Origin of the sequence: Anaerococcus groningensis, from assembly GCF_046365465.1 — a bacterium.
In the GTDB taxonomy this organism is placed as follows: domain Bacteria; phylum Bacillota; class Clostridia; order Tissierellales; family Peptoniphilaceae; genus Anaerococcus; species Anaerococcus groningensis.
On the sequence record NZ_JBGMEG010000004.1, the window covers coordinates 79,648 to 102,148 of the forward strand.

General features: G+C 34.9%; 17 protein-coding genes and 1 tRNA gene. 2 read left to right on the plus strand and 16 right to left on the minus strand.

The window, feature by feature from the left end:
• Positions 1 to 1,025 precede the first annotated feature (1,025 nt).
• The gene (locus AB9Q04_RS03540; RefSeq protein WP_410024001.1) at positions 1,026 to 1,856 is read left to right on the plus strand and encodes a hypothetical protein; all 831 of its coding nucleotides are present in this window, start codon (positions 1,026 to 1,028) and stop codon (positions 1,854 to 1,856) included.
• A 1,525-nt stretch (positions 1,857 to 3,381) separates the two neighbouring features.
• Here the strand turns inward: AB9Q04_RS03540 and AB9Q04_RS03545 are convergent.
• The 4 genes from AB9Q04_RS03545 to AB9Q04_RS03560 form a co-directional block, all read right to left on the minus strand.
• A complete protein-coding gene (locus AB9Q04_RS03545; RefSeq protein WP_410024002.1) occupies positions 3,382 to 4,053 on the minus strand; it encodes a hypothetical protein in 672 nt (223 codons plus the stop codon).
• A gap of 81 nt (positions 4,054 to 4,134) precedes the next feature.
• Positions 4,135 to 5,955, minus strand: coding sequence for a hypothetical protein (locus tag AB9Q04_RS03550; protein ID WP_410024003.1), 1,821 nt, complete (start codon positions 5,953 to 5,955; stop codon positions 4,135 to 4,137).
• A 151-nt stretch (positions 5,956 to 6,106) separates the two neighbouring features.
• Complete coding sequence (locus tag AB9Q04_RS03555) at positions 6,107 to 6,790, minus strand: peptidoglycan amidohydrolase family protein (RefSeq protein WP_410024004.1); 684 nt, start codon at positions 6,788 to 6,790, stop codon at positions 6,107 to 6,109.
• 9 nt (positions 6,791 to 6,799) lie between these two features.
• A complete protein-coding gene (locus tag AB9Q04_RS03560; RefSeq protein WP_410024005.1) occupies positions 6,800 to 6,928 on the minus strand; it encodes a YvrJ family protein in 129 nt (42 codons plus the stop codon).
• Between the two features lie 1,213 nt (positions 6,929 to 8,141).
• On the opposite strand from AB9Q04_RS03560, the gene AB9Q04_RS03565 reads away from it, so the two are divergent.
• A tRNA-Sec gene (locus tag AB9Q04_RS03565) sits at positions 8,142 to 8,236 on the plus strand.
• Here AB9Q04_RS03565 and selB read toward each other — a convergent pair.
• The 12 genes from selB to AB9Q04_RS03625 all read right to left on the minus strand — a co-directional run bounded on the left by selB (position 8,237) and on the right by AB9Q04_RS03625 (position 22,449).
• Entirely contained in the window at positions 8,237 to 10,096 is a 1,860-nt protein-coding gene (selB, locus tag AB9Q04_RS03570; protein ID WP_410024006.1) for a selenocysteine-specific translation elongation factor, read from the minus strand. It lies immediately after the preceding tRNA gene.
• Entirely contained in the window at positions 10,086 to 11,438 is a 1,353-nt protein-coding gene (gene selA / locus AB9Q04_RS03575; protein ID WP_410024007.1) for an L-seryl-tRNA(Sec) selenium transferase, read from the minus strand. Before selA ends, selB begins: the two co-directional genes overlap by 11 nt.
• 1,029 nt (positions 11,439 to 12,467) lie before the next feature.
• Positions 12,468 to 13,715 carry a glycine/sarcosine/betaine reductase component B subunit gene (locus tag AB9Q04_RS03580; protein ID WP_410024008.1) on the minus strand — a complete coding sequence of 416 codons (1,248 nt, stop codon included), beginning with the start codon at positions 13,713 to 13,715 and terminating at the stop codon, positions 12,468 to 12,470.
• A 134-nt stretch (positions 13,716 to 13,849) separates the two neighbouring features.
• Positions 13,850 to 14,992: an aminotransferase class V-fold PLP-dependent enzyme gene (locus AB9Q04_RS03585; RefSeq protein WP_410024009.1), complete on the minus strand. Its 1,143-nt coding sequence runs from the start codon at positions 14,990 to 14,992 to the stop codon at positions 13,850 to 13,852.
• Positions 14,982 to 15,257: a putative Se/S carrier protein gene (locus tag AB9Q04_RS03590; protein WP_410024010.1), complete on the minus strand. Its 276-nt coding sequence runs from the start codon at positions 15,255 to 15,257 to the stop codon at positions 14,982 to 14,984. The genes AB9Q04_RS03585 and AB9Q04_RS03590 overlap by 11 nt, the downstream gene beginning before the upstream one ends.
• On the minus strand, positions 15,238 to 15,846 hold the full coding sequence (gene yedF / locus AB9Q04_RS03595; RefSeq protein WP_410024011.1) for a sulfurtransferase-like selenium metabolism protein YedF: 609 nt from the start codon (positions 15,844 to 15,846) through the stop codon (positions 15,238 to 15,240). The genes AB9Q04_RS03590 and yedF overlap by 20 nt, the downstream gene beginning before the upstream one ends.
• Positions 15,847 to 15,858: 12 nt before the next feature.
• Entirely contained in the window at positions 15,859 to 16,872 is a 1,014-nt protein-coding gene (gene selD / locus AB9Q04_RS03600) for a selenide, water dikinase SelD (RefSeq protein ID WP_410024012.1), read from the minus strand.
• A 21-nt stretch (positions 16,873 to 16,893) separates the two neighbouring features.
• On the minus strand, positions 16,894 to 18,045 hold the full coding sequence (locus AB9Q04_RS03605) for a double-cubane-cluster-containing anaerobic reductase (RefSeq protein WP_410024013.1): 1,152 nt from the start codon (positions 18,043 to 18,045) through the stop codon (positions 16,894 to 16,896).
• Positions 18,042 to 18,815, minus strand: coding sequence for an acyl-CoA dehydratase activase (locus AB9Q04_RS03610; protein ID WP_410024014.1), 774 nt, complete (start codon positions 18,813 to 18,815; stop codon positions 18,042 to 18,044). The genes AB9Q04_RS03605 and AB9Q04_RS03610 overlap by 4 nt, the downstream gene beginning before the upstream one ends.
• Before the next feature lie 228 nt (positions 18,816 to 19,043).
• Positions 19,044 to 19,979, minus strand: a complete 936-nt coding sequence (locus AB9Q04_RS03615) for a sulfite exporter TauE/SafE family protein (RefSeq protein ID WP_410024015.1) — start codon at positions 19,977 to 19,979, stop codon at positions 19,044 to 19,046.
• Positions 19,980 to 20,478: 499 nt separating this feature from the next.
• Entirely contained in the window at positions 20,479 to 21,429 is a 951-nt protein-coding gene (locus AB9Q04_RS03620) for a sulfite exporter TauE/SafE family protein (protein ID WP_410024016.1), read from the minus strand.
• A gap of 12 nt (positions 21,430 to 21,441) precedes the next feature.
• Entirely contained in the window at positions 21,442 to 22,449 is a 1,008-nt protein-coding gene (locus AB9Q04_RS03625) for a proline racemase (protein ID WP_410024017.1), read from the minus strand.
• Between the last annotated feature and the right edge of the window lie 52 nt (positions 22,450 to 22,501).

Here is a 22,501-nt window from a genome sequence, read left to right on the forward strand (position 1 = left end):
GGGTTGCTTCGGATTAAAGTGGTGGGTCTTATTTACTGTACTTAAGGTTCGATGTGTAGGTCTCTGTAAGATTTATTTTTTATGGCACATAAGACCCCCCTATTGTCATTTCGACTGGAGCGGTAGCGGAATGGAGAAATCTTTCTTTGCTTTATGTGATTATTAGCCGTAGATATTAAATTTATTTTGATATTAATTTTTGTAATTAGAATAATAACTACAGGATGGGGATGTCTGACTCGTAGATAGATCTCTCCGCTTCGCTGCGCTACGGTCGAGATGACAATTGAGGGAATACTCCGTATGTGTATGTTTTTCTTATTTAATAATAACGGAGTGAATTTGTTTTATAAGATTTATCTTACTAAAAAGAAAAGACTCCTATATTGTCATTATTTAAGATTGCAGGGTTAGTGTTTGTAAGATTTATTCTTTATGGCACATAAGCCTCCCTATTGTCATTTCGACTGGAGCGGCAGCGGAATGGAGAAATCTTTCTTGCTTTATGTGATTGTTTGCCGTAGTTTTTAGCTTTATTTTGGTATTAAATCCTCTTAATATTGCAGATAATATTTATCTAGGAGACCCTTCGGCTACGAAAACTCGCTTCTTTCGAAGCTCTTGCCTGCTACCGCACTATGTTTTCGGCATAAAAGCCCAAAATCAATGGGCTTTTATGAGCTCGAGATGACAATTGACGGGATTGCTTCGAATGGTTTGTGTTTCTTATTTACTGTATTTATTTACTTACCTGCCTTAAGTAATAGGACTCTTAAAGTCTTTTATTGTCTTATATGTCACTTAGTGTACTATTATTTTCTTTTTTTGTCTAGTTTTGTTATAAAATATACATCTCTAATAAATGCTATTATATAAAGAAGGTTTATATCCCCTATTTAGTAAAATTTATTAGACTTATTGGGAGTAATTATTGCAATAGTTGTTTAATTTAGCATACACTTTGTCTTTATTGGGTATAAAGTTCATATAATTATATCTAGAGAATGTGTGAGGAGGAATTTTTGATGGCTGATTTGGATAAAAAACAAAATGGGGCTAGCCCTGTTGAGCAGAGCAAGGATGCTGATGATATATTGGATAGCCCATATGATGATATACCTGAAGTGAAGGATAAATCTTTAAAAGAGATTAAGGAAAAGGACCTAGACCGTGGCCAAGAGTTATATACTGGATTTGGCTTTGGTGGCGTAGATGCTAGCGGTGTGGACGTAGAGGACATTGCCGATAGTAATCCTGTGCCTAGGGTGAGTGAGGGTAATAGGGATGAACATGTTTTTGTAGCTGGTAGTGGCAAAAAAGCTCCTACTAATGAAAATGTGCCTATAAAGACTATAACCAAAGAAGAAAATACTGTTTTTGAAACTGCTAGAGATGATGAGCAAAACATTGCCCCAGTTAGGGAAAATGCGAATAACAAGGTAGAAAGTTACCGTGAGGTGCCGGAAGATACTAAGGTCGTGATAAAACCTGATAACGGGGATGTGGTTTATAAGGAAACTACTATTGATAGACCTATAGATAGGGCTAGTGTGGTGACTGATAAAAGAGTTGGAGATACCCAAAATACTGGTCTTACTTATAATAAAGAAAGTGCTATCGATGTGCCTGCTGATTACCAGCTTGCGGGTGTTTATTATGGTAATGATTATAGGGATAGTAGAAATTATCTTATAGGCCCATATCAAACAGATACTTATAGCATCAAAAAACACTACAAAAACCAGGCAAGGGATAGAAAAGGTGGATTGCCAATTAAAAAAATCGCCCTTGGAGTAGCAGCTGTGGCTGGAGTGCTATGGTTGATAAAAGATGATGATGAAGGGTTTTTTGGTTAATAGACTTTAAAATAGAAATAAAAGGATGAGAAAACTAGGCTTTAAGGCCTAGTTTTTTTGGTTGGTTATTAATTTAAGATTTATTTTTACTGCAATATAAGCACCACCCCATTGTTATTTCGACTGGAGCGGTGGCGGAATGGAGAAATCTTTCTGCTCTTTATGTGATTGTTTGCCTTTAGTTATTAATTTTATTTGATTATTAATTTTTGTAATTAAGATAATAACTACGGCTGGGGATGTCTGACTTTTAGATAGATCTCTCGACTGCGCTCGAGATGACAATTGGTAGGGTTGCTTCAGACTATAGTGGTGGGTCTTATTTACTGTATTTAAGGTTCGAAGCGTGAGTGTTTATAAGATTTATTTTTATAGCAATATAAGTACCCCCCCATTGTCATTTCGACTGGAGCGCTAGCGGAATGGAGAAATCTTTTTTTGCTTTATGTGACTGTTAGCCGTAGTTATTGACCTTTTTATTGGTAATGATTTTATGTAGGTAATAGCTAACTGTTGGGGATGTCTGAATTTCAGATAGATCTATCGGCTAAGCTCGAGATGACAATTGACTGGGTTGCTTCGGATGTTATTGTGTTTCTTATTTACTGTGTTTAAGGTTCGAAGCGTGAGTGTTTGTAAGATTTATTTTTATAGCAATATAAGTACCCCCCCCATTGTCATTTCGACTGGAGCGGCAGCGGAATGGAGAAATCTTTCTGCTCTTTATGTGATTGTAAAACGATAGTTTTTTATTTTTTATTTGATTATTAATTTTTGTAATTAGGATAATAGCTACCGGCTGGGGATGTCTGATTCTTAGGTAGATCTCTCGACTAAGCTCGAGATGACAATTTATAGGATTGCTTCGGATTATAATGGTGGGTCTTATTTACTTTTTGTTTTATGCGAAGTGGGGCTATCTGTAAGATTTATTTTTTATGGCACATAAGCCTCCCTATTGTCATTTCGACTGGAGCGGCAGCGGAATGGAGAAATCTTTCTGCTCTTTATGTGACTATACACCGGTAGTTGTTATCTTTATGATTTTATTAACTTTTCTATTAACTTGACAGCTACGGTTAAGGATGTCTGACTCGTATGTAGATCTCTCGACTGCGCTCGAGATGACAATTGGTAGGGTTGCTTCGGATTATAGTGGTGGGTCTTATTTACTGTATTTAAGGTTCAAAGCGTGAGTGTTTGTAAGATTTATTTTCATAGCATATAAGCCCCCCTATTGTCATTTCGACTGGAGCGTTAGCGAAATGGAGAAATCTTTCTGCTCTTTATGTGATTGTTTGCCTTTAGTTATTAATTTTATTTGATTATTAATTTTTGTAATTTGGGCAATAGCTACCGGTTGGGGGTGTCTGACTTTTAGATAGATCTCTCCACTTCGCTTCGCTACGGTCGAGATGACGATTGGTAGGGTTGCTTCGTACGATGTTGTGGTTTTTATTTCACTATAGTTTCTTTTCACCCAACAAAAAAGAGAGGATTTGCTCCTCTCTTTTAAATTATCTACTTATTTATTTTCTTTCTTTGTTATAGCAAATCCTGCTGATGCTAGGGCTGCTGTTGCTGCTAAGCTTGTTGCTGTTGCTATTCCTGTTTTTGGGTTTTCTCCTGCATTCTTATCTTTTTTAACTTCGGCTTTCATTTCTGTTTTTTCTTTACCATCTGCTTTTTTAGCCTTATCATCTTTTTTGGCATTTTGTTTTGCTGGTTTAGCTTGGTTATTTTGTGCTGTTTCTTTACCTGCTTGGTAAACTTTTTTATCACCGATTTTTGCTGTTTCTTTGCCTGCCTGATAAATTTCTTTTTCGCCGATTTCTGCTGGTTGTTTATTGTCTTCTTTATTTTCAGCTGGTGTTTGTCTTTGAGCAGGTTCTTGTTGGTTATTTTCTGTTGTGTTTGCTTTTTCGTTTTCTTTTGGGGTGGTTTCTTCTTGGTTTTCTTTTACTTGTGGTTTTTCTTCCACTTGGTTTGGATCTAGGGTACTGGTTGTTTTTATTTTTTCTTCTGTTTCTTCTTTTTCTACATTACCAGTGTTGGCTACTCCACCTGTTGTTGCGTTTACTGTTTGAGTGTCTTCTGGTGCAGTTGGTATGGTTACTTCATCTGCGTGAGCATTTTGCACTCCAGCTCCAAGGACTAGGGTTGCTGATAGGACGGCTGTTAATAGTTTTTTATTCATTGATTCTCTCCTTATATTTTTTAGATACTCTTTTTATATATTTTATTGATATTTACCCATTTTTCAATTAATTATCTTTGTTTATTTGCTTAATACGTAGTTGTATTCTGCTAGGGCGTAGTTCGCTTCTTTTAGTAGTCTTTCTGATTCTTTTAATAGGGCATTTATTTTTTCTCGGTTTTTTGCTACAGTTTTTGGTGTAAGCTCCTCTAATAGCTCTATGGCCCTGACTGTTGCCTTGTTGTGGGCGATTGATTTTTGAAGTTTGTCGCGTGTGGTTTCTAGGTCAGCTAGCTTGTAGATGCCTTTTTTGATGTATTTGTAGGTATTTTCTACTACTATTGTGTCTTTGGCTACTTGTGGTTTTTCATCTAAATTCTCTATGGTGGTAATGTAATCTTTGCCAGTTGGGCCAACTATCCTAATGGTGCCAAAGTCTGGGTAGGTGCTTTCTAGGATTCTATAAAGGTAGCTAGGGTTTGATTTTGGTGTTTCTGGAGTGGTTTTTGTTAGTACCTTTTCTATAGGGTTGGTTTTTTCTTCTGGTTTTGCTAGCAGCGTATCTTCTTGCTTATCTTTTGGGGTGTCTAGGGGCTTTGTCTCTGGTAGCTTATCTAGGTCATCATCTGTGCTAGGTGTTGGTTGGTCTTCTGGAATATTTTCCTTTGGTTTTTCATCTGGATCTATACTAGGAGTTTCTGGTGTTGGCTTTTCTTTAATTTCTTCTTTAGGGCTTGGATCACTTAATGTTTTGTCCTCGCCTGCTTTTTTTATATCTTGGATGATTTTTTCTAGGCTTTCCTTATCTTGCGTACTATCGATTTTCTCTTTAAAATCTTTTTTCTCTTCATCAGATAAGTTTTCGTTTTTCTCTAGTTCATCTTTGGCTGATTGTTTTGACTCGTTTAGGGCTTTACTTTCTTCATTTTCCTCTGCTTGGGTATCTTCTGATGAGGTTTGTGGGGATTGGTCTTCGTCATCAGATTGCTCATCTGAAGGTTTAGATGCTGCTTTGAAATTTTTTATTTCTTCTACAATCTCATCTACTTGTTCTATGTCGGCAGCTTGTTGTATTTGTTTCTTAAATTCTTCTTTTTCTTCTTCTGAGATTTCTTTATTTTCTTCTAAAATTTTTAAAGCTTCTTCTTTTGCTAGTTCTAGCTGGTTTGGGTTGTTTGAATTTTGATTTTGTTCTTGTGGACTTGTAGGATCTTGATTGTTTGAAGGCTCCTCTTTAAGTTGAGTTTCCCCATTTATTAAATTGCTAATATTAGCTTTTATCTTATTAAGATCGTCATAAGTTTTTGCTACACTTAGTCCTTTAATAAAATTTTCTCTATCTTCTTTAGTTATAATATTTTCTAAAGCATATCCTCTTACCTCATAACTTGTATCAGCTATATCAAATTCCAAAAAGCTCTTAGCTCTATCATAAGCGTTTTTTAAAGAACGTTCTCTTGTAGAATTTTCGTGGAGATAGTTGTATTCCTCTTCTTTTTTTGTATACTCTTCTTCTAATTTTATTAATTCTTCTTCCTTTTTTGTCAATTCTGCTTTTAGATTCTCTATTTCTATGTCAAGTTTAGAGATTTCTTCTTCTGTTAAATCTTCGCTAGCAATTTCTTGCTTTTCTTTTAATTGTGCATTTAATTGTTTTATTTCTTCTCTCTTACCATTACGGGTTTTTTCAGCAACGTTTTTATTTTCTTCAGCAACAGATATTTTCTTACTTATTTCAATAATTTTTATATCTTGCTGATTTTTAATCTTTTGTTTTATACTATTATATTCGCTTTTCTGCTCTTCAGTCATTTCACTAGTTTGGGCAAAGACAGGGTCACTTGCCCCTGCAAATAATAAACCAAATGATAGGGCTGCTGCTAGGATTTTTTTAGATGTCATTTTTCCACTCCTTGTACCTATGTTTTATAACTTTATTTTATTATATCTAATAAATTTTTACTAGACTTAAATAGATATCTTGTTAGGAAAATTGGGTTTTTATCAAGCTTTCTAAAAAATATAGGTATAAAGACACAAAAAAATGGATGGATTAAATATCCATCCATTGCCTGCCTTTGCTATCTTTATAGGCTACATATCTTCGTTGGCCGCTAGTGTTGCCAATATATGAAAGCCAATGGTAGCCATTTGCTATGACGATGCTATCATAATTTATTTTATCTCCCTTATGGTAACTAGCTACTATAGCTGCTTGAGTACTTGGTGCTGATCTGACATAGGTAGAAGCGTGGACTTTTGCTATTCCTGTTTTATGTTTTTGAGGAGATTGATTTTTTATAACAGGCCTAAAATACCTCTCATAATTGCTTCTTTTGCAAGATAAAAAATATCTTAAAAAATTTTCTTCTCCATTTATACTTACCGTGCCATTTACGGCATTACAATGGATAATCTTTCCCTTTTCTAGGAAAATACCTGTGTGGCCGCTGGCTCCAGCTGACCTTCCTTCTATGCCACGGATAAAAATATCTCCTGCTTGGATTTGCTCATAGGAATAGATTTCTTCTAAAACTGTGCCCTTTAATTTATAAAGAGTTTCTGTATTACCAATGACTGTAGCTTGGGGCAAAAATCCCCCAGCTATCAGTGCATAGTAGACAAAAGATGAGCAATCTAGATAAGCTGGCCCTAGTCTTTGTGGGTAGGTCATAGAATAGCCCACTTTTCTGCGTTTGCTTTTTGCATAAGCAAGCATTTTTTCAACTGACTGCATAAGCCTCCTTTAGTTTTGGTTTTTAAGTTCGCGTATTTCTTTGAGTATCTCGTCTAGTTTATAGTCGAGTTTGTAGATTAATATTAGGCTAACCACAATAGGAAAGCCTAAATCGCCGATGAGTTTAGTAATGTCCATAGTTTTTTTGGGCAGTTTTAAAATACGGAAATGAGTGGAGGAAATTTTCCTCTTGGCAATCCATAAGATTTGGAGTGGTTGTGGTAAGGGGGTTGATTTTGGATTTTGTTTTTATTATTGCTAATAGCTGCAGTTTGGGGATGTTTGACTCTGGAGTAGAGAAATCTTTCCTTGCTTTATGTGACGGTTAGCCGTAGTTATTAGCTTTCTTATTGATAATGATTTTATATAGGTAATGGCTGGCGGGTGGGAATGCCTGACTTGTGGGTAGATCTCTCGGCCATGCTCGAGATGACAATAGAGGGTATTCTTCGTATTTAAATGATGGTCTTAGTTACTTAATTTTATGTTATTAAGTACAAAAGATTATTTTTTAAATGAATTTTAGTTTCCCCATTGTCATTTCGACCGGAAAAGCCTTTAGGCTTTGGAGTGGAGAAATCTTTTTGAGCTTTATGTGATTGCAAAGCGGTAATTTTTATTTTTATTTGATTATTAATTTTTGTAATTAGGATAATAACTACCGGCTGAGGATGTTTGAGTTTTTGGTAGATCTCTCGGCTACGAAAACTTGCTTCTTTCGAAGCTCTTCCGTGCTATCGCACTATGTTTTCGGCATAAAAGCCCAAAATCAATGGGCTTTTATGCATTCGAAATGACAATCGACAGGATTGCTTCGAATGGTATTGTGTTTCTTATTTACTGTATTTAAGACTCGAAGTGTAAATATTTGTATGATTTAATTTCTATACAATATAAGCACCCCCATTGTCATTTCGACTGGAGCGGGAGCGGAGTGGAGAAATCTTTTTATGGTTTATGATTTTACTGAACTTTAGCTATTAAATCACTAAACTTACATCCTTTAAAAATCTATTAAATTTCTTACCAACAACTTTATTTGCCTACCTCCTTTCTTATTTATTCACAATCTTTATCATTTTCAGTATCTTTTTCATCATCTTTTTCTTCTTTATAGATTAAGATTTTAGTCATTTTATCACCTCCTACTTATATATAGAAAATATCCTCTTATTTTCCCGAAATTTTCTAACAAAAAAAAGCCCCCTTATTTGCTAGGTCTTTAAAGCTTAGCTTTTGAGGGCTTTTTATTGCATAGATATCTATGTCTATATTATCTTATTGTTTTACTGTAGCTGCTGTATTTTGTTGATTTTTTAGCAACTTATGTTATAATAATAGGTGCACATATGGGAGCGGATGAGTGTCTGGTGTGCTCTGCGGTCTTCAAAACCGTTGTGAGAAGTGTACTTCTCGGGTAGGTTCGATTCCTACACGCTCTCGCCATTAGACTAATATTCTATAATCTTCCACTCTTTTTGTTATATTTTTCTTATCCAGATATTCTAAAAATGCTATAGCTTGGTTTCTGCTAAGTCCTGATAAGTCTCTAAACTCTTTAGCTTCTAACCTTTCATTACCTTTAAAATAATCTCTTACCAAATCAACTAATTTTTGATAATATTCATTAGTAATTACAAATTCATCTATCCTTACTAGGTCTTCTTTTAGTAAAAATGCTAGTAAATCTTTGTCCTTTTTATCAAATATATCACTTTCTTTGGATAATTTTGGCTCATTTGCCTTGATTTGTCCCATTAGTTCATCAATTCTTTTTTGATCATTGGCAAGGCTTATGGCAAAGTTTTTATCTTTTACATAACCCTTTTGAAGCATAATATTTTTTGTTAGAATTTTATTTTTTAGCATAGCTTCAAAGTCTTTGCTATCTAAGTTTAATTCTAGTTTTTGCCTTAGCTCTTCTTTTGAGATACCCTCATCTAAAGGATTTTCTTTGTGGTAGTTTTTGACTATTTGGCTAATCTCTCCTGCAATTTTTTCTAGGCTTTGATTGGCTATATATGATTCTCCTAAGATTTGGATATCATTATTGGCTACCATTTGCCTTAAATCTTCTTCTAAGGCTGATTTTTCGATACCCATATGGGTATAAATTTCTTCTTCATTTTTAAAGGTATCTAAAAAGTCTATTATCTCATCAATTTCTGTAAATTCTTCTTTATTTTTTAGGTAAGATACATATTCTTTTGAATTTACTGTGTGATTTTCATTATTTGTATCGATGATTTCTCCCCCACCTATGGTTTTTAGTGGTGAGTAGGACCTGATTACAAATTTGTCGCCTCTTTTTACAAAGATTTCTTCCTCTAGGCGGAACTCGCAAAGGGCAGTTTGGTTGGGGCTTATCTCTTTTTGATTAAGTGGAACAGCCCTTGCTAGGACTTCTTTTGTTCCATGGAAAAATCTTACTCTAGTCCAGTGCTCGATTTTAAAATCATCAAATTTGGATAAGGAAAGCTTGGTTTGGACATTTTTGACCTTTATAAGCGAATCATTTTGGGCAATGATATCCCCACGCTTAATTTCGTTTGAAGAAATATTTGCTAAATTTAGGGCAATTCTTTGACCCTTGTGGGCTACATCTATTGGCACATCGTGGTTTTGGATAGACCTTACCTTTACTTTTTCATGAGATGGGTAGAGCATGTATTCATGATCTTTGTAGATTTCTCCCTCGGTAAGGGTACCTGTTATAATTGTGCCTATGCCTTGGAGAGTAAAGGACCTATCGATATTCATCCTCATTGATTTGCTATCTTCTATTTTTTGTGTAGAAATTATTTTTTCTTCAATAAGATCTTTTAGCTGGTCAATATTTTCTCCAGATACAGAATCAACTGCTACTATTGGAGCGTCTTCTAGGATAGTATCTGTAAAGGACATCTCAATATCTGCTTTTACCAAGTCAACCATTTCTGGTGTAACTGTGTTTTTTTTGGTGATGACTATTATGGCATTGTCAACTCCCATATAATGAAGAATTTGGGCATGCTCAATAGTTTGTGGCATCACCCCATCATCTGCTGCTATTACTAAAAGGATAATATCGATACCAACAACGCCTGCCATCATATTTTTTATAAAGTTTTCATGGCCTGGCACATCAATGATGCCGGCCCTTTCTCCATTTGATAGGTCAAGGGCGGTAAAACCTAAGTTTATAGATATACCGCGTTCTTTTTCTTCTTTTAAATTATCTGTTTCATTTCCAGTTAGAGCCTTAATCAGGGTTGTCTTCCCATGGTCGATGTGGCCTGCTGTTCCGATTATATAATTATTTTTCATAATAATCCTTTAAAACTTCGTAAATATCATCAATTTGGCTTTCAAAAATTGTTAGAGCATTGAGGTAAAGATTGCCATCGTGGACTGTTGCTATGATATGATGATCTGATAATCTCAGGTGCTCTTCTAGATTTTTGATACTTGGATCACTTATTTTTACCGAATAAGTTTCCTTTATATCTAGTGGATAAGATCCGCCGCCTATCTTTCCTTCACTTTCTACCATTTCTGCTTCTATGCCATTTATATTTTGAACTTTTCTTAAAAGTTTTTGGCATCTTTTTTTGATTACACTAGCTTCTTCTGTAATCATTCTGATAGTAGGGTTGTCTGTTTTCATTTGCTCAAAGTCTAGGTACTCGATTAAGGTGGCCTCCACAGATGCTAGGGTTAGTTTGTCTACCCTAAAGGCTCTTAGAAGTTGATTTTTCTTCATTTTTGCTATGTAGTCTTTTTTACCAACTATAATTCCTGCTTGGGAACCGCCGATTAGCTTATCGCAAGAAAAACTTACTAGGTCGATACCATCATTTAGACAATCGCCTACCGTTTTTTCGTAGGAGTATCCATAAGGAGTAAGGTCTATTAGAGATCCGCTTCCTAGGTCTTCGTAAAGAAGGATATCACGATTACCAATTAATTCCTTTAAATCTTTGGTATCTACAGATTCATTGTAACCTACCATTTGAAAGTTTGATTTATGTACTTTTACAATTGCAGATAAGTTTTCATCATCGATTTCATTTTCATAATCGTATAGGTGAGTCCTATTTGTTGCCCCTACTTCAACTACATTGGCTCCAGATCTTTTCATTATTTCTGAAATACGGAAAGACCCACCGATTTCCACTAATTCTCCACGGGAAATAAGGGCATTTTTGCCTTGGCAAAAGGTATTTAAAACTAGAAAAACTGCTGCAGCATTGTTATTTACAATAAGAGCATCCTCAGCTCCAGTTAGTTTTTTTACTATATCAACTAGGTGGGTATAGCGTGAGCCACGCACTCCCTTTTTTACATCATATTCTAAGTTTGAATAAGAAGCTCCAATTTTTTCAATCCTCTCAAGGGATTTTTCTGATAAAACCGCACGGCCTAGGTTGGTGTGTAGGATAACTCCAGTTGCATTTATTACATTATATAAAGAATAAGGGCTAAAGGAATTTATTTTGCTATCTATATCAGCATAGATATCTGCAGTTTCAAAATCTTCCTTAGCTGCAATTTTATTACGATAAGCATCCAAAACTTCATTTGCAATATCTTTTACAACCACAGGATTTTCATCATATCTATTTAAAATCTCATTCATTTGAGGTAATTTTTTGTATAAATTTTCCATACTGCCTCCATCTATGATTATTATACAATATTTTACTAAATTTGTAACAAAGTGATGGGAGGCTTTTTTAAAAGTTTACAAAATCTTTTATTAACTTTGGCAATTAATTTAATTATTATTTTTACTATAATACTTCGTTTCCGGGGAGCAGGGCCGTAGGGGTTGCGGAGACCCCTCTGGCCCTTCCCCGGACCCCCGACCCATTTCACCCCCTCCGCCACTGCGTGGGGCAATGAGCAGAAGAAGTTCGCTAGCGAATTCTTTTTTAAAAAAATGTATGTTGCTTACGCAACTTTATTAAAGTAATAATTCGTTTAGGAGGTGATGCGCTCTGATTCAAGGTATTGGTCTTATATAATTTTTTGTAAAATCATTATACTTTTAAGATTAATATCTTAATAACACTTAGGATTCCCCATTGTCATTTCGACTGGAGCGCTAGCGGAATGGAGAAATCTTTTTTAAAGGCATGTGTTTAACAAACTTTGATTACCATTTAGTTAATTTTAGTATATAAAATATTTCTTCGTTTAATGGGGGTTGGCTTTAAGGGCGTTTCGATTCGCCCTCCAAAGCACCCCCCATACCCCCATGCAAACTCACCCTAACGACCCCTACGCGGGGTGCGTAATTTTAAGGAAAGAATCGCTTCGCGATATCTATTTGTAAACTTGCAGTATATTGCTTACACAATTTATTAATGTTAAGCTTCGCTTAATACCGAGATTTTAATTGCAATGGTAGTGTATTATAGTTATTCACGGTCTTAAATGAGTTAATATATAAAAAAAGCATTTGCTTAAAGCAAATGCTTCTACTTTTAGAAAAGAATTCGCGGAGCGAACTTCTACTAATCATTGCCCCACGCAGTGGCGGAGAGGGTAAAAAGGGTTTAGGGGGTCCAGGGGGAAAGGGACGTAGGGGTCTCCGCAACCCCTCGTCCCTATCCCCCTAGGCGAAGGATAATAATATATAATAATATTATTTTAAGACTACAAAGTTATCTAATAATAAATATTTCGTTTCACTTTAATAAAGTGAATGTATACCTCCATCACGAGCTTCATTTGGGGTTAAGAATACTGGGCTATTTTTTCCAAGTCTTATATTGTCCCCGCCGATTATTCCTGCTGGCTCATCTGGCTTGGTAAATGTATCGTACATGCATCCTACACCTGAAACTATTTTTACTATCCCTATTTTGTATTTGCCTGGTCTTTTTATATTGTAAAAATCTTTTGTTTCATCGTATTTGCCATCGTAGGATTTTAATACTTTTCTTATCTTACCTATTATTTCATCGGCAATTTTGTGGGCTGTGATTATTCCATCTGCTGTTCTTCCTTCGCCTTCTTTGAAGGTAAAGTCAATATGGAAAATGTAATCATCTACTGATGGAGTCCCCGCTCTATCAAAGCTCACTTTTTCTTCTAAGGTGCCCTCGCATGATCCCATGTTTGCTGGTTGCAGGTCGTAGGCCTCTTCTACCCCTGTAATCATTGCTACTACACCCCTTAGCTCGACTGTTTCTCCTTCGCCAAGTTTACCCGATTTTTTTGCTGCTATTGGCATGATATCTAGGTTGGTATTGGCTTGTCTGTCATAATCACCTGGTTTTATAACTTCTACACACATATCAACAATTCTATCTTGGCCTGCTAGGGCATTTTTAGCTATATTTTCATCGATAATTAATGTGCGCCCGTCTATTTTATTTGCTTCACCAAATTTTACTTCTTTGATATCTATGTAATCTTTTGTTAGTTTTCCTTCCTTTTTCTCTTTTGGATCTTTTGTCTTATCCCATTTTTTGCCACGTTTGGCCATTTTTTTGCTAAGCTCTACCATAGCTCTCATAGCATCTATTTCTGCTAGGGAGTTTTCTCCTAAAATTTGAGTTTCAAAGCCAGATTCTGTTTTATTGTAATCAATAACTAGGTCTACATATTCATTAGTTGCTACAAAGGTTGCTTGTTGGCCTATAAAAGATAAACCTGCTGTGGCAACTCCATTTTTTTCTAGCTCACCTATTACAGTTGTAAAATCAATATGGTGGTTGCCCCAACCATCAAGGGCTACAATTGCGGCATCTAGACCCAATTCTTTGGCCATTTTTCCTGTTTCTACTGATGTTCTTTCCTTATCTGCTTGTTTATCAGAAACTCCCTTTGCAATTACTCCTACAAATTCTAAGCCATCATAGGATGAAACTACATTTACTATTGGGCACCTATAGTGGTGCATGGTTGTCATTTTTGTACTAGGACCAAATCCCATTTTTGCCTCCTATATAAATTAGTGATAATCTTAATCTAAACGTTTACCTATTAATATTATAACACGCTTAGCCTCCTTGACAAGATTTCTACAAGATTGCATTAAAAAAAGACCTAGGATTTCCTAAGTCTCTTTTACTTACTATTATAATCTGCCGCTATCTCTCTTACTGCATCAATGGCAGCATCTACTTCTTCATCAGTATTAAAATAAGAAAAAGAAAATCTCACTATGCCTTGATTTTCTGTTTCAAAGTGCTTATGAATAAGGGGTGCGCAGTGGGCTCCGGGTCTAGTTTGGATATTGTAATCTTCATCCAGTATCAAAGAAAGCTCCGCACTATCCATATCTGATAAATTAAAGGAAACTATACCCGTATACTCCCCTTCTGGTTTTTTGGAATAAAATTTAATACCCTCTACATCCTTTATCCCATTATAAAATCTCTTAGTTATTTTTTTTATTTTTTCGTTTATATTGCCTATACCAATATCTAAAAGAAAATTTAAACTAGCATCCATGGCTATTTGGGATAAGAAATTACTGGTCCCTACTTCAAATATAGCAGGGAAATCTTTTGGATGGCACTTATCAAAAGAGTTTACTCCAGAGCCTCCAGCAAATACATTTGAAAAATCAAAATCTCCTACTTTTATTATTCCACCAGTTCCTGACGGCCCGTATAGAGACTTATGACCGGTAAAGACAAATATACTATTAGGATATTTGGATAAATCTACATCAACGCAACCTGCTGTTTGTGCCATATCAATTATCATAATCAAATTATATTTTTTAGCATAGTAATATATCTTATCTAAGTCATTTAAATTTGCTAGTAAGTTTGAAGCATGATTGGTTACTATAAATTTCGTATTTTCTTTTATAAGCTCTGGAATTTTATCAAAATCTACATCAAAATTTTCATCAAAATCTAAAAATGACAAGTCAGCCCCTGATTGGTAAAGGGGTCTTAGGACAGAATTATGTTCTGTTGTAGTGGTTATTACATGATCATCTTCTTTTACCAGAGATTTGATTACCATATTTAGACCAAAACTAGCATTTTCTGTAAGGGCTATATCATTTGGATCTTTTATATGAAATATTTTCGCTAAGTCCATCTTTGTTCTAAAAATACCCATCATAGAATTTTGAGAAAGGGCATGGCCTGACCTTGATGGGTTGCCGTAGGATTCACTTTCTAAAAGTTCTATATATTTTTCTTTTAATGCAGCTGGTTTATGTAGGGTTGTGGCTGAGTTATCAAAGTACATATTCTTCTATCACTCTCTTTTTTCCCTCATGGTAGAGGGTGTATACTTTATCATAATCTGATTTATTTAGGATATTTAAAGCATTTTCTAATTCATTTTTGTCTATACGCAAGCAAAACCCACATCCAGCACCGATTTCGGTGGGAAGTGGGATAAGTCTTGCCCCTGCCAAATGCTCTGTTTTATCAAGAGCAGCCATGGCTGATGATGTATTTTCAAATGAAAATAAGATATACTCTACTTCCTTAGCAAGGGTAGATGGCATGGTTTGATCTCATTGCTTCTACGATTTTGTACATATTGGTAATTTCACCAACTTTTAGCTCATCTTTTTTGCCATAGTGGTCTAAGCATAGGCCACATGAATATACTCTAACTCCTCGACTTTCAAGATTTTTTAAGTCTTCTATTGTTTTTTCGTTTTCTGTTGTTAAATACACTCCCCTATTAAAGAAAATAATTTCTACTGGTAGGTGGTCTTGTTCTGTTACTGAGTAGATAAAACCTTCTAGAAGTTGTTTAGAAAAGTCTTCGTCTCCATCACCGATTTTATCTGAGTTTACAATTACAACGTAGTTGTTGCTTGTTGCACTATTTACTGAGTAGTCTTCAATTTCTCTGTGATCTCTTGATGCTTCAGTTTTTTCTAGGCTTACCTCGTATTTTCTATCTGCTAGCTTTCCTACCGTGTAGTCAATTTTTAGCTCATGAGCCATTTTCGCTAAGTTTTCTGTAGCTACTTCGTTATCTACTAAGATTTCGAAAGTTTTTTCGTCTGGGTTTTCTCTTAGGGCTTTTTTTGTTTCAATAACTGGGATTGGGCATGCTTTGCCTAGTACGTCTACTTGTATCATAATTTCTCCTTTTTATTTTACAATGATTGGGTAAGATCTTTTTGCTTTTACTTCCCCTATTTCATATATATCCATATTTTGCTTTTTAAACTCTTCTATAATTTGATCTGCAGTTTCTCTGTCTACTGCAACTAATAGTCCACCACTTGTTTGTGGGTCAAATAACACTTCGCTCATAGCAAAGTCATCTTTGTAAAACTCAACTACATTTTTTAGGTAGTTTCTATTATTTTGGCCACCAGTGGTAAATAAAAATTCATTAGCTAAGTCTAGAGCTGGCTCTAGGACTGGTACTTTGCCGCTATCTACTATGATAGAAAAGTCTTCTCCAGCCATTTCTGATAGGTGGCCTAAAAGTCCAAAACCTGTAACATCAGTTGCTGCGTGGATGTCGTAGTTTACAAAAATGTCCCTTGCATATTTATTTAATAATTTCATCTGGTCTGTGCAGACCTTAAAGTCCTCATCACTTACCATGCCTTGGCCATATGAGCCTGTGATAAGGCCTGTACCAAGTTTTTTTGTAAGTAGGATAACATCTTTATCTTGTGGTGTATTATTTTCCCAAATTTTATCGATTTCTACTTTTCCAGTTACTGACAAACCGTATTTGGTTAGATTATCATGGATGGAGTGGCCACCAACTAAAGAAGCTTCTGCTTCACTTACTTTATCATTACCCCCACGAAGAATTTCTCTTAAAATATCAAAATCTTCCTCTAGTGGGAACATTGCAATATTTAGAGCACTTACTACTTCTCCACCCATGGCGTATATATCACTTAGAGAGTTTGCCGCAGCAATTTGCCCAAATAGATATGGGTCTTCTACCATGGCTGGGAAAAAGTCTAGGGTTTGAATTATGGCAGTTTTATTATCTATATTTATAACAGCAGCATCATCTTTGCCATCAAAACCTACAAGAACATCATCTCGTCTATATGGATTGATATCTTTTAATAAAGAATCGAGGTTTCCTGCTGCTATTTTGGCATTGCAACCACCGCAAATTTCTATTTTATTCATTTATCTCCTTTACTTATATATTTATAACATTTCTACAAAGGCAGCCATTCTTGTATTTAACTGGCCTATATCCGCTTTTGAAAAGTCAGTTTCTACAAACATATATGGGATACCTTTTTCTTTAGTAACAAATCTTTTTATTTTTTCACGTTCAACTATATATGGGTGGCAGGCAACTAAGTCCATTTCTATAACTCCATCTGCATCGTATTTATCGATTAATCTACCCAATAAATCATAGCGGTTGGTATCTGGAGTCATAACAGAACAACCAATATCTAGGTATCTACGAGCTATAGCTTCGTTTATATCATCTGTTTCTAGATTAATATTATTATCAAAGTTTTTTTCACCTGAGCAGTTTTCAAAACTTACTACAACTGCTCCATTATCTTCGATAGCTTTGATAACTTTTTCTGTAGCCCCTCCCATAGGACAACCTGTTACTATAATTCTTGGTTTTTTCTCTAGTTTGCTTGGGTCATATTCATCACGGATTTTTTTGGCAATAGCGTTGATTTCATCAGCTACTTTTGTCTTATCCATTTTAAATTGAGACCCATAGGTTACATGGAAGAAGTCTAGGCCACTCATTGGTGCAGGATCTAATTCCATAGTATCTGCCAGATTTTTTTGAGCATCCCTTATATCATTACCCACCTTTGACCATTCTACCAAGGCTTGATCAGTTATTTTTGTATCAAGTTTATCTTCTAAATACGCTCTAAAATCTATAATCTCATCTTTCCAGTAGCGCAAAGCCTTATCATTTTGGGTTTGAGGTAGGTGCATGATATACATTGGCTTTATATCATTCATCAGCTCATACATTTTCTTTTTACCATCACAGGTTGTTTCACCAACTACTACATCAGAAAAATAGAAAAATGGGCACTTATCCGTTTTTGCAAAGCCATAGGATGATTTTATAAGTGGGCATAGGTTGGCCGGCAAATCTTTTTCTGCTTCTGGGATTGTTTCATCGCTGGTAGCACAAAGACCAACGGTACTTGCTCCTGCAGCCCATGCTACTTCTTCTGGAAAATATGTACAATAGGCTCCTACTAAAGGAATGCCCTTATCCTTTAATTCTTTTACTTCTAAAAATGCATTTTTTCTCTGATCTGCAAATTCTTCAAAAACTTCTGGTAAATCTTTTACTATATCTGTCATCTTTTTTTCTTCTCCTTTGCAAGTAAGGCTGCACCGTAGGATCCGGCGAACTTTCCATTTTCTGTAGTATGGACTGGTGTATTTAATTTTTCACTTAAAACTTTTGCAAAATATGGGACATTTGATAGGCCACCTGTAAGTATTACCTCATCTTTTATTTTGGCACGTCCTGCAAGCTGGCTTACCTTTTTTGCAACAGAATCTATTACTCCTGCTGCTATATCTTCTTTCTTTCTGCCTTCCCCTATGTAGTTTATGACTTCTGATTCTGCAAAAACTGTGCACATGGCACTTATTTCTATAGGATCTCCTTTTTTTGCAATATCAAAAAGTTCTGCTAGGGTCAGATTTAGTTTATCTGCCATGATTTCTATAAATCTGCCTGTACCGGCTGAGCATTTATCATTCATTAAAAAATCAGCAACAAAACCATTTTCAAGGCTAATTACCTTGGTATCTTGGCCCCCTACATCTATGATTGTAGTAGTTTTTGCTCCTGAAAGTTCGCGTCCGCCTCTAGCATGGCAGGTTATTTCTGTAATTTCAAAATCAGCATAGGCTACGGATATACGTCCATAACCTGTGGCAACTGTACGGCAACTGTCATTATCTGGGTAAACGTTGTAGTCATCTTCCAGTCTTTGTTTTATTAGACTAGCAGTTTCTTTACTAGACCAGCCAGTTGGCATTACAAAATGTGTGATGTCCTCATCTTTTATAAGAGTTATTTTTGCAGCAGTAGACCCTATGTCTATTCCTACATAATCCACATTCTTCCTCCAATAAAATTTATTCTCACAAAGAAAAATAGTGTACTAGCTTATTGCTTATTTTTCTTAAATTTATTTTTAATTTAGTTTAAAAAAGCTAAGTGTACTCATTGAAAAAACTCAATTTAGCTCTGTATTCATTAAACTTTTTATTAAAATATTGTCAATTTTTTGCTTAGGTGGTTTAGCATAAAAAAAGGCGGATAATATCCGCCTTTTTATTATATACTAGTTTCTATTATATACTTCTTCAGTAATTTCTGGGTCGATTATAAATGAGTCTTCTTCTCTTGGACTTTTGCTTTTTCTAATCATATTGATAGCTGTGTAGTAGATTACAAGTATGATTAAGATTTTAAGAGCATCTATGTTTGCATTTTTTACACCTAGATATGCTCCAAGAACACCTAATAGACCAAATAAGTTTATATATAAAGCTGCTGATCTATCATAAGCTTCTTCTTTGATAAATCTAATACCTGCTGTTGGCATTAGGATTGCACAAGAGCCCATCATAATTGGGAAAGCTGATTTGATATTCATACCTAAAATGGAAACCATAGCCATGCATGGAGCATATAAACCAACACCTGCACACATTAAAACACCTAGGATAAAGTTACCAATTATTGCAACTATTAATTTCCATCCAGAAAGACCTATAGCTGTATTTTCCATTTCAAATAAGCCTAGGTATGGGTGGGTAATAAGCATAACTGTTGCTGCTATAAATAAAGCAACCCCCATTACAAATTGAACTTTTTTCTCATCCATTTTTGCAATTATACCTGCACCAATGTATGAACCTATGGTAGCTGATGCGATCATTGTAACTAAGGTAAGTGGATCAACTGGGATAGCTGATGTAAATAAAATCGCTTCTAAAAGCGTTGGTAAAGAACAAGAAGCATTTAAGGTACCTGGGATAAGTCTGTCATGGATTTTTACTTTCATAGCCCCAAATAAGGCAACGATATTTCCAAAAGATCCTATACCAATGGTATCTCCAAAGTTTGCCAAAAATCCTATAAAAGATTCCTTAGCCTTATCATTTCTTGAAACCCTTTTTAAATCTTCTTTATTTTTTGCAAGGTCTCTACCTAAAAATCCTGTATAAACAGCAAAATAAGCATAATATAAGCCTTTTAATATATTAATTATCATTTGTTTGTCTCCTTAAAATTTATTTTATAATTTCATTATGAAAAGGTTTGTAAATAATTAAAAAATAATATTATAAATATTCTATTTTAAGGTAACTATTACCGGTACTTTTGCAATGCCATTGCCTACGCGTCTTACTCTCTTATTGGCAGCAAAACTATAGTCGGCACTATTTTTTTGATGAAATCTCATAATAACTCCTTATAAATATAAATTTGCAGCCATAATAATGTACTGGATAAAAAAAGATTTACATAAAAAATACACCAATAAATTTAATAAAAAAGTTATAGTTAAAGGTGCTATGTAAACGATATATTATATGTCCACATTATCATTTTAAAACAACTTTGTCAATCTTTTTTAAAAACTTTTTTTATAAGATGATTCTTTACCAAATAATGGTTAAATATTCTCTAAACTTAAGACAGTAGGTAAATTAATATTAATTAGTTTTCACAAAAAAAGACAAGGCCAAAGCCTTGCCTAAAAAAATATTTTATTTTGATTCGTAAACTTCTTTTGTATCTTCTACTCTATCATTAGTTTCAGTTGTAGTTGTTGTTTCAGCTATTCTTGGAGCTTTACTTTTCTTAATCATTGTGAAAGCTGTATAGTAAATAACTGCGATAATAACGAATTTTAAGATATCGATATTTGCATTTTTTACTCCCCAATAAGCAGCAACTACACCAAGTAAACCAAATAAATTTATTAGTACTCCTGCTGTTCTGTCATAAGCACCTTCTTTGATAAACTTAACTGATCCTGTAGGCATTAGTAGAGCACATGAACCCATCATGATTGGGAATGCTAATTTAATATTCATACCTAAAAGTGAAACCATAGCCATACATGGTGCGTAAAGACCAACACCAGCACTCATTAGAGCACCTAGGATAAAGTTACCAATAACAGCTACTATCAGTTTCCATCCTGTAAACCCTATGGCATTATTTTTCATTTCAAATAAACCAAAGTATGGATGTGTAATAAGCATTATAGTAGCTGCTATAAATAAAGCTATCCCCATTACTTTTTGGATTTTTCTCTCATCCATTCTAGAAATGACACCAGCTCCAAGGTAAGAACCTATTACAGCTGCTGCAATCATAAGGGCAAGTGTTAATGGATCCATATCTACTGCAGATGTAAATAAAATAGCTTCAAATAACACTGGCAGAGTACAAGATACATTTAGAGTACCTGGTATAATTCTGTCGTTAATATTTACTTTTAGTGCATTAAATAAAGCTACTATTGGACCAAAAGAACCAATACCTAAAGTATCACCAAAGTTTGTTATAAACCCTATACCTGATAACTTAGCTTTTTCTTTGCCAGAAGTAGTTTTTAAATCTTCTTTATGTCTGGCTACATCCACACCTAAAAGGCCTGCAAATCCTACAAAGGCGATGTAAAATAAACTCTTTAATACTGTTAAAATCATCTACAACTCCAATTATGATAGGATAAATCCGTGGTTTAGTGGGTCTTCTTCATCAAAGATAAAGTTATTGAAACCTGTGATATAAGCTGTACCTGTAATTTGTGGAACTATAGCATCATATTCTCCAACTTTTGCTTCTTCTACTATTTCTCCTTCAAAGATTGTTCCAAGGATTGATTCGTAGTAGAATTTTTCTCCTATTTCTAGTTCGCCTTTAGCGTATAAAGTTGCAAGTTTTGCTGATGTACCTGTACCACATGGAGATCTATCTACTTGACCTTGACCAAATACTACACAGTTTTTAAGTGTTGCATCAGGATTGTCTGTTTCTGACCACCATTCAACTAAATCTACAGTTTTGATATGATCTAGTTCAGGGTGTTGGATTTCTATTTCTTTATTAATGATATCTCTAAGTTCGATACCAAGATCTCTTAGTTTTGCTGCATTTTCCGGAACAATTTCAAGACCTACTTGGTCAACTTTTACAATTGCAAAGAATGATCCACCAAAGGCAATATCAAATTTAATTTTACCATGGCCTGGTAGTTCTACTTCTTGGTCTTGTTTGTAAAGGAATGATGGCACGTTTTTAAATGAAACTTTTTTAGCAACGCCATCTTCTACAATTACATCTCCACGGATAATACCAGCTGGAGCTTCTTGAACTATGTGGGTAACTGGTTCTACTGCTTCAACTATGCCTGTTTCAACAGCTATAGTCATAGCACCAATTGTACCGTGACCGCACATGTTTAGGTAGCCACCACCGTCCATAAAAATAATTCCATAGTCAGCTTCTGGATCTACAGGGTCTACTAATAGTGAACCAAACATGTCATTGTGTCCTCTTGGTTCAAGCATGATACCTGTTCTTACCCAGTCCATGTTATCTTCTAACCATTGTTTTTTCTCAGGTAATGTTTTACCAGGAACTTTAGGAAATCCACTTACTACTGTTCTAACTGCTTCACCCGCAGTGTGTCCATCTACAGCATTGATGTTTTTTTGAAATTTCATAATATCTCCTCATAATTTACTAATAATAGCGAATAAAATATGTAATATAAAA

Coding starts and splice junctions, on each gene's coding strand:
- selB (WP_410024006.1), bottom strand. CDS start 10,096: ATGAAAAATAATTATATAATCGGAACAGCAGGCCACATCGACCATGGG.
- AB9Q04_RS03550 (WP_410024003.1), bottom strand. CDS start 5,955: ATGACATCTAAAAAAATCCTAGCAGCAGCCCTATCATTTGGTTTATTA.
- selD (WP_410024012.1), bottom strand. CDS start 16,872: ATGAATAAAATAGAAATTTGCGGTGGTTGCAATGCCAAAATAGCAGCA.
- AB9Q04_RS03560 (WP_410024005.1), bottom strand. CDS start 6,928: ATGGACATTACTAAACTCATCGGCGATTTAGGCTTTCCTATTGTGGTT.
- AB9Q04_RS03580 (WP_410024008.1), bottom strand. CDS start 13,715: ATGGGATTTGGTCCTAGTACAAAAATGACAACCATGCACCACTATAGG.
- AB9Q04_RS03545 (WP_410024002.1), bottom strand. CDS start 4,053: ATGAATAAAAAACTATTAACAGCCGTCCTATCAGCAACCCTAGTCCTT.
- AB9Q04_RS03555 (WP_410024004.1), bottom strand. CDS start 6,790: ATGCAGTCAGTTGAAAAAATGCTTGCTTATGCAAAAAGCAAACGCAGA.
- selA (WP_410024007.1), bottom strand. CDS start 11,438: ATGGAAAATTTATACAAAAAATTACCTCAAATGAATGAGATTTTAAAT.
- AB9Q04_RS03590 (WP_410024010.1), bottom strand. CDS start 15,257: ATGCCATCTACCCTTGCTAAGGAAGTAGAGTATATCTTATTTTCATTT.
- AB9Q04_RS03605 (WP_410024013.1), bottom strand. CDS start 18,045: ATGACAGATATAGTAAAAGATTTACCAGAAGTTTTTGAAGAATTTGCA.
- AB9Q04_RS03585 (WP_410024009.1), bottom strand. CDS start 14,992: ATGTACTTTGATAACTCAGCCACAACCCTACATAAACCAGCTGCATTA.
- AB9Q04_RS03625 (WP_410024017.1), bottom strand. CDS start 22,449: ATGAAATTTCAAAAAAACATCAATGCTGTAGATGGACACACTGCGGGT.
- AB9Q04_RS03615 (WP_410024015.1), bottom strand. CDS start 19,979: ATGATAATTAATATATTAAAAGGCTTATATTATGCTTATTTTGCTGTT.
- AB9Q04_RS03540 (WP_410024001.1), top strand. CDS start 1,026: ATGGCTGATTTGGATAAAAAACAAAATGGGGCTAGCCCTGTTGAGCAG.
- AB9Q04_RS03620 (WP_410024016.1), bottom strand. CDS start 21,429: ATGATTTTAACAGTATTAAAGAGTTTATTTTACATCGCCTTTGTAGGA.
- yedF (WP_410024011.1), bottom strand. CDS start 15,846: ATGATACAAGTAGACGTACTAGGCAAAGCATGCCCAATCCCAGTTATT.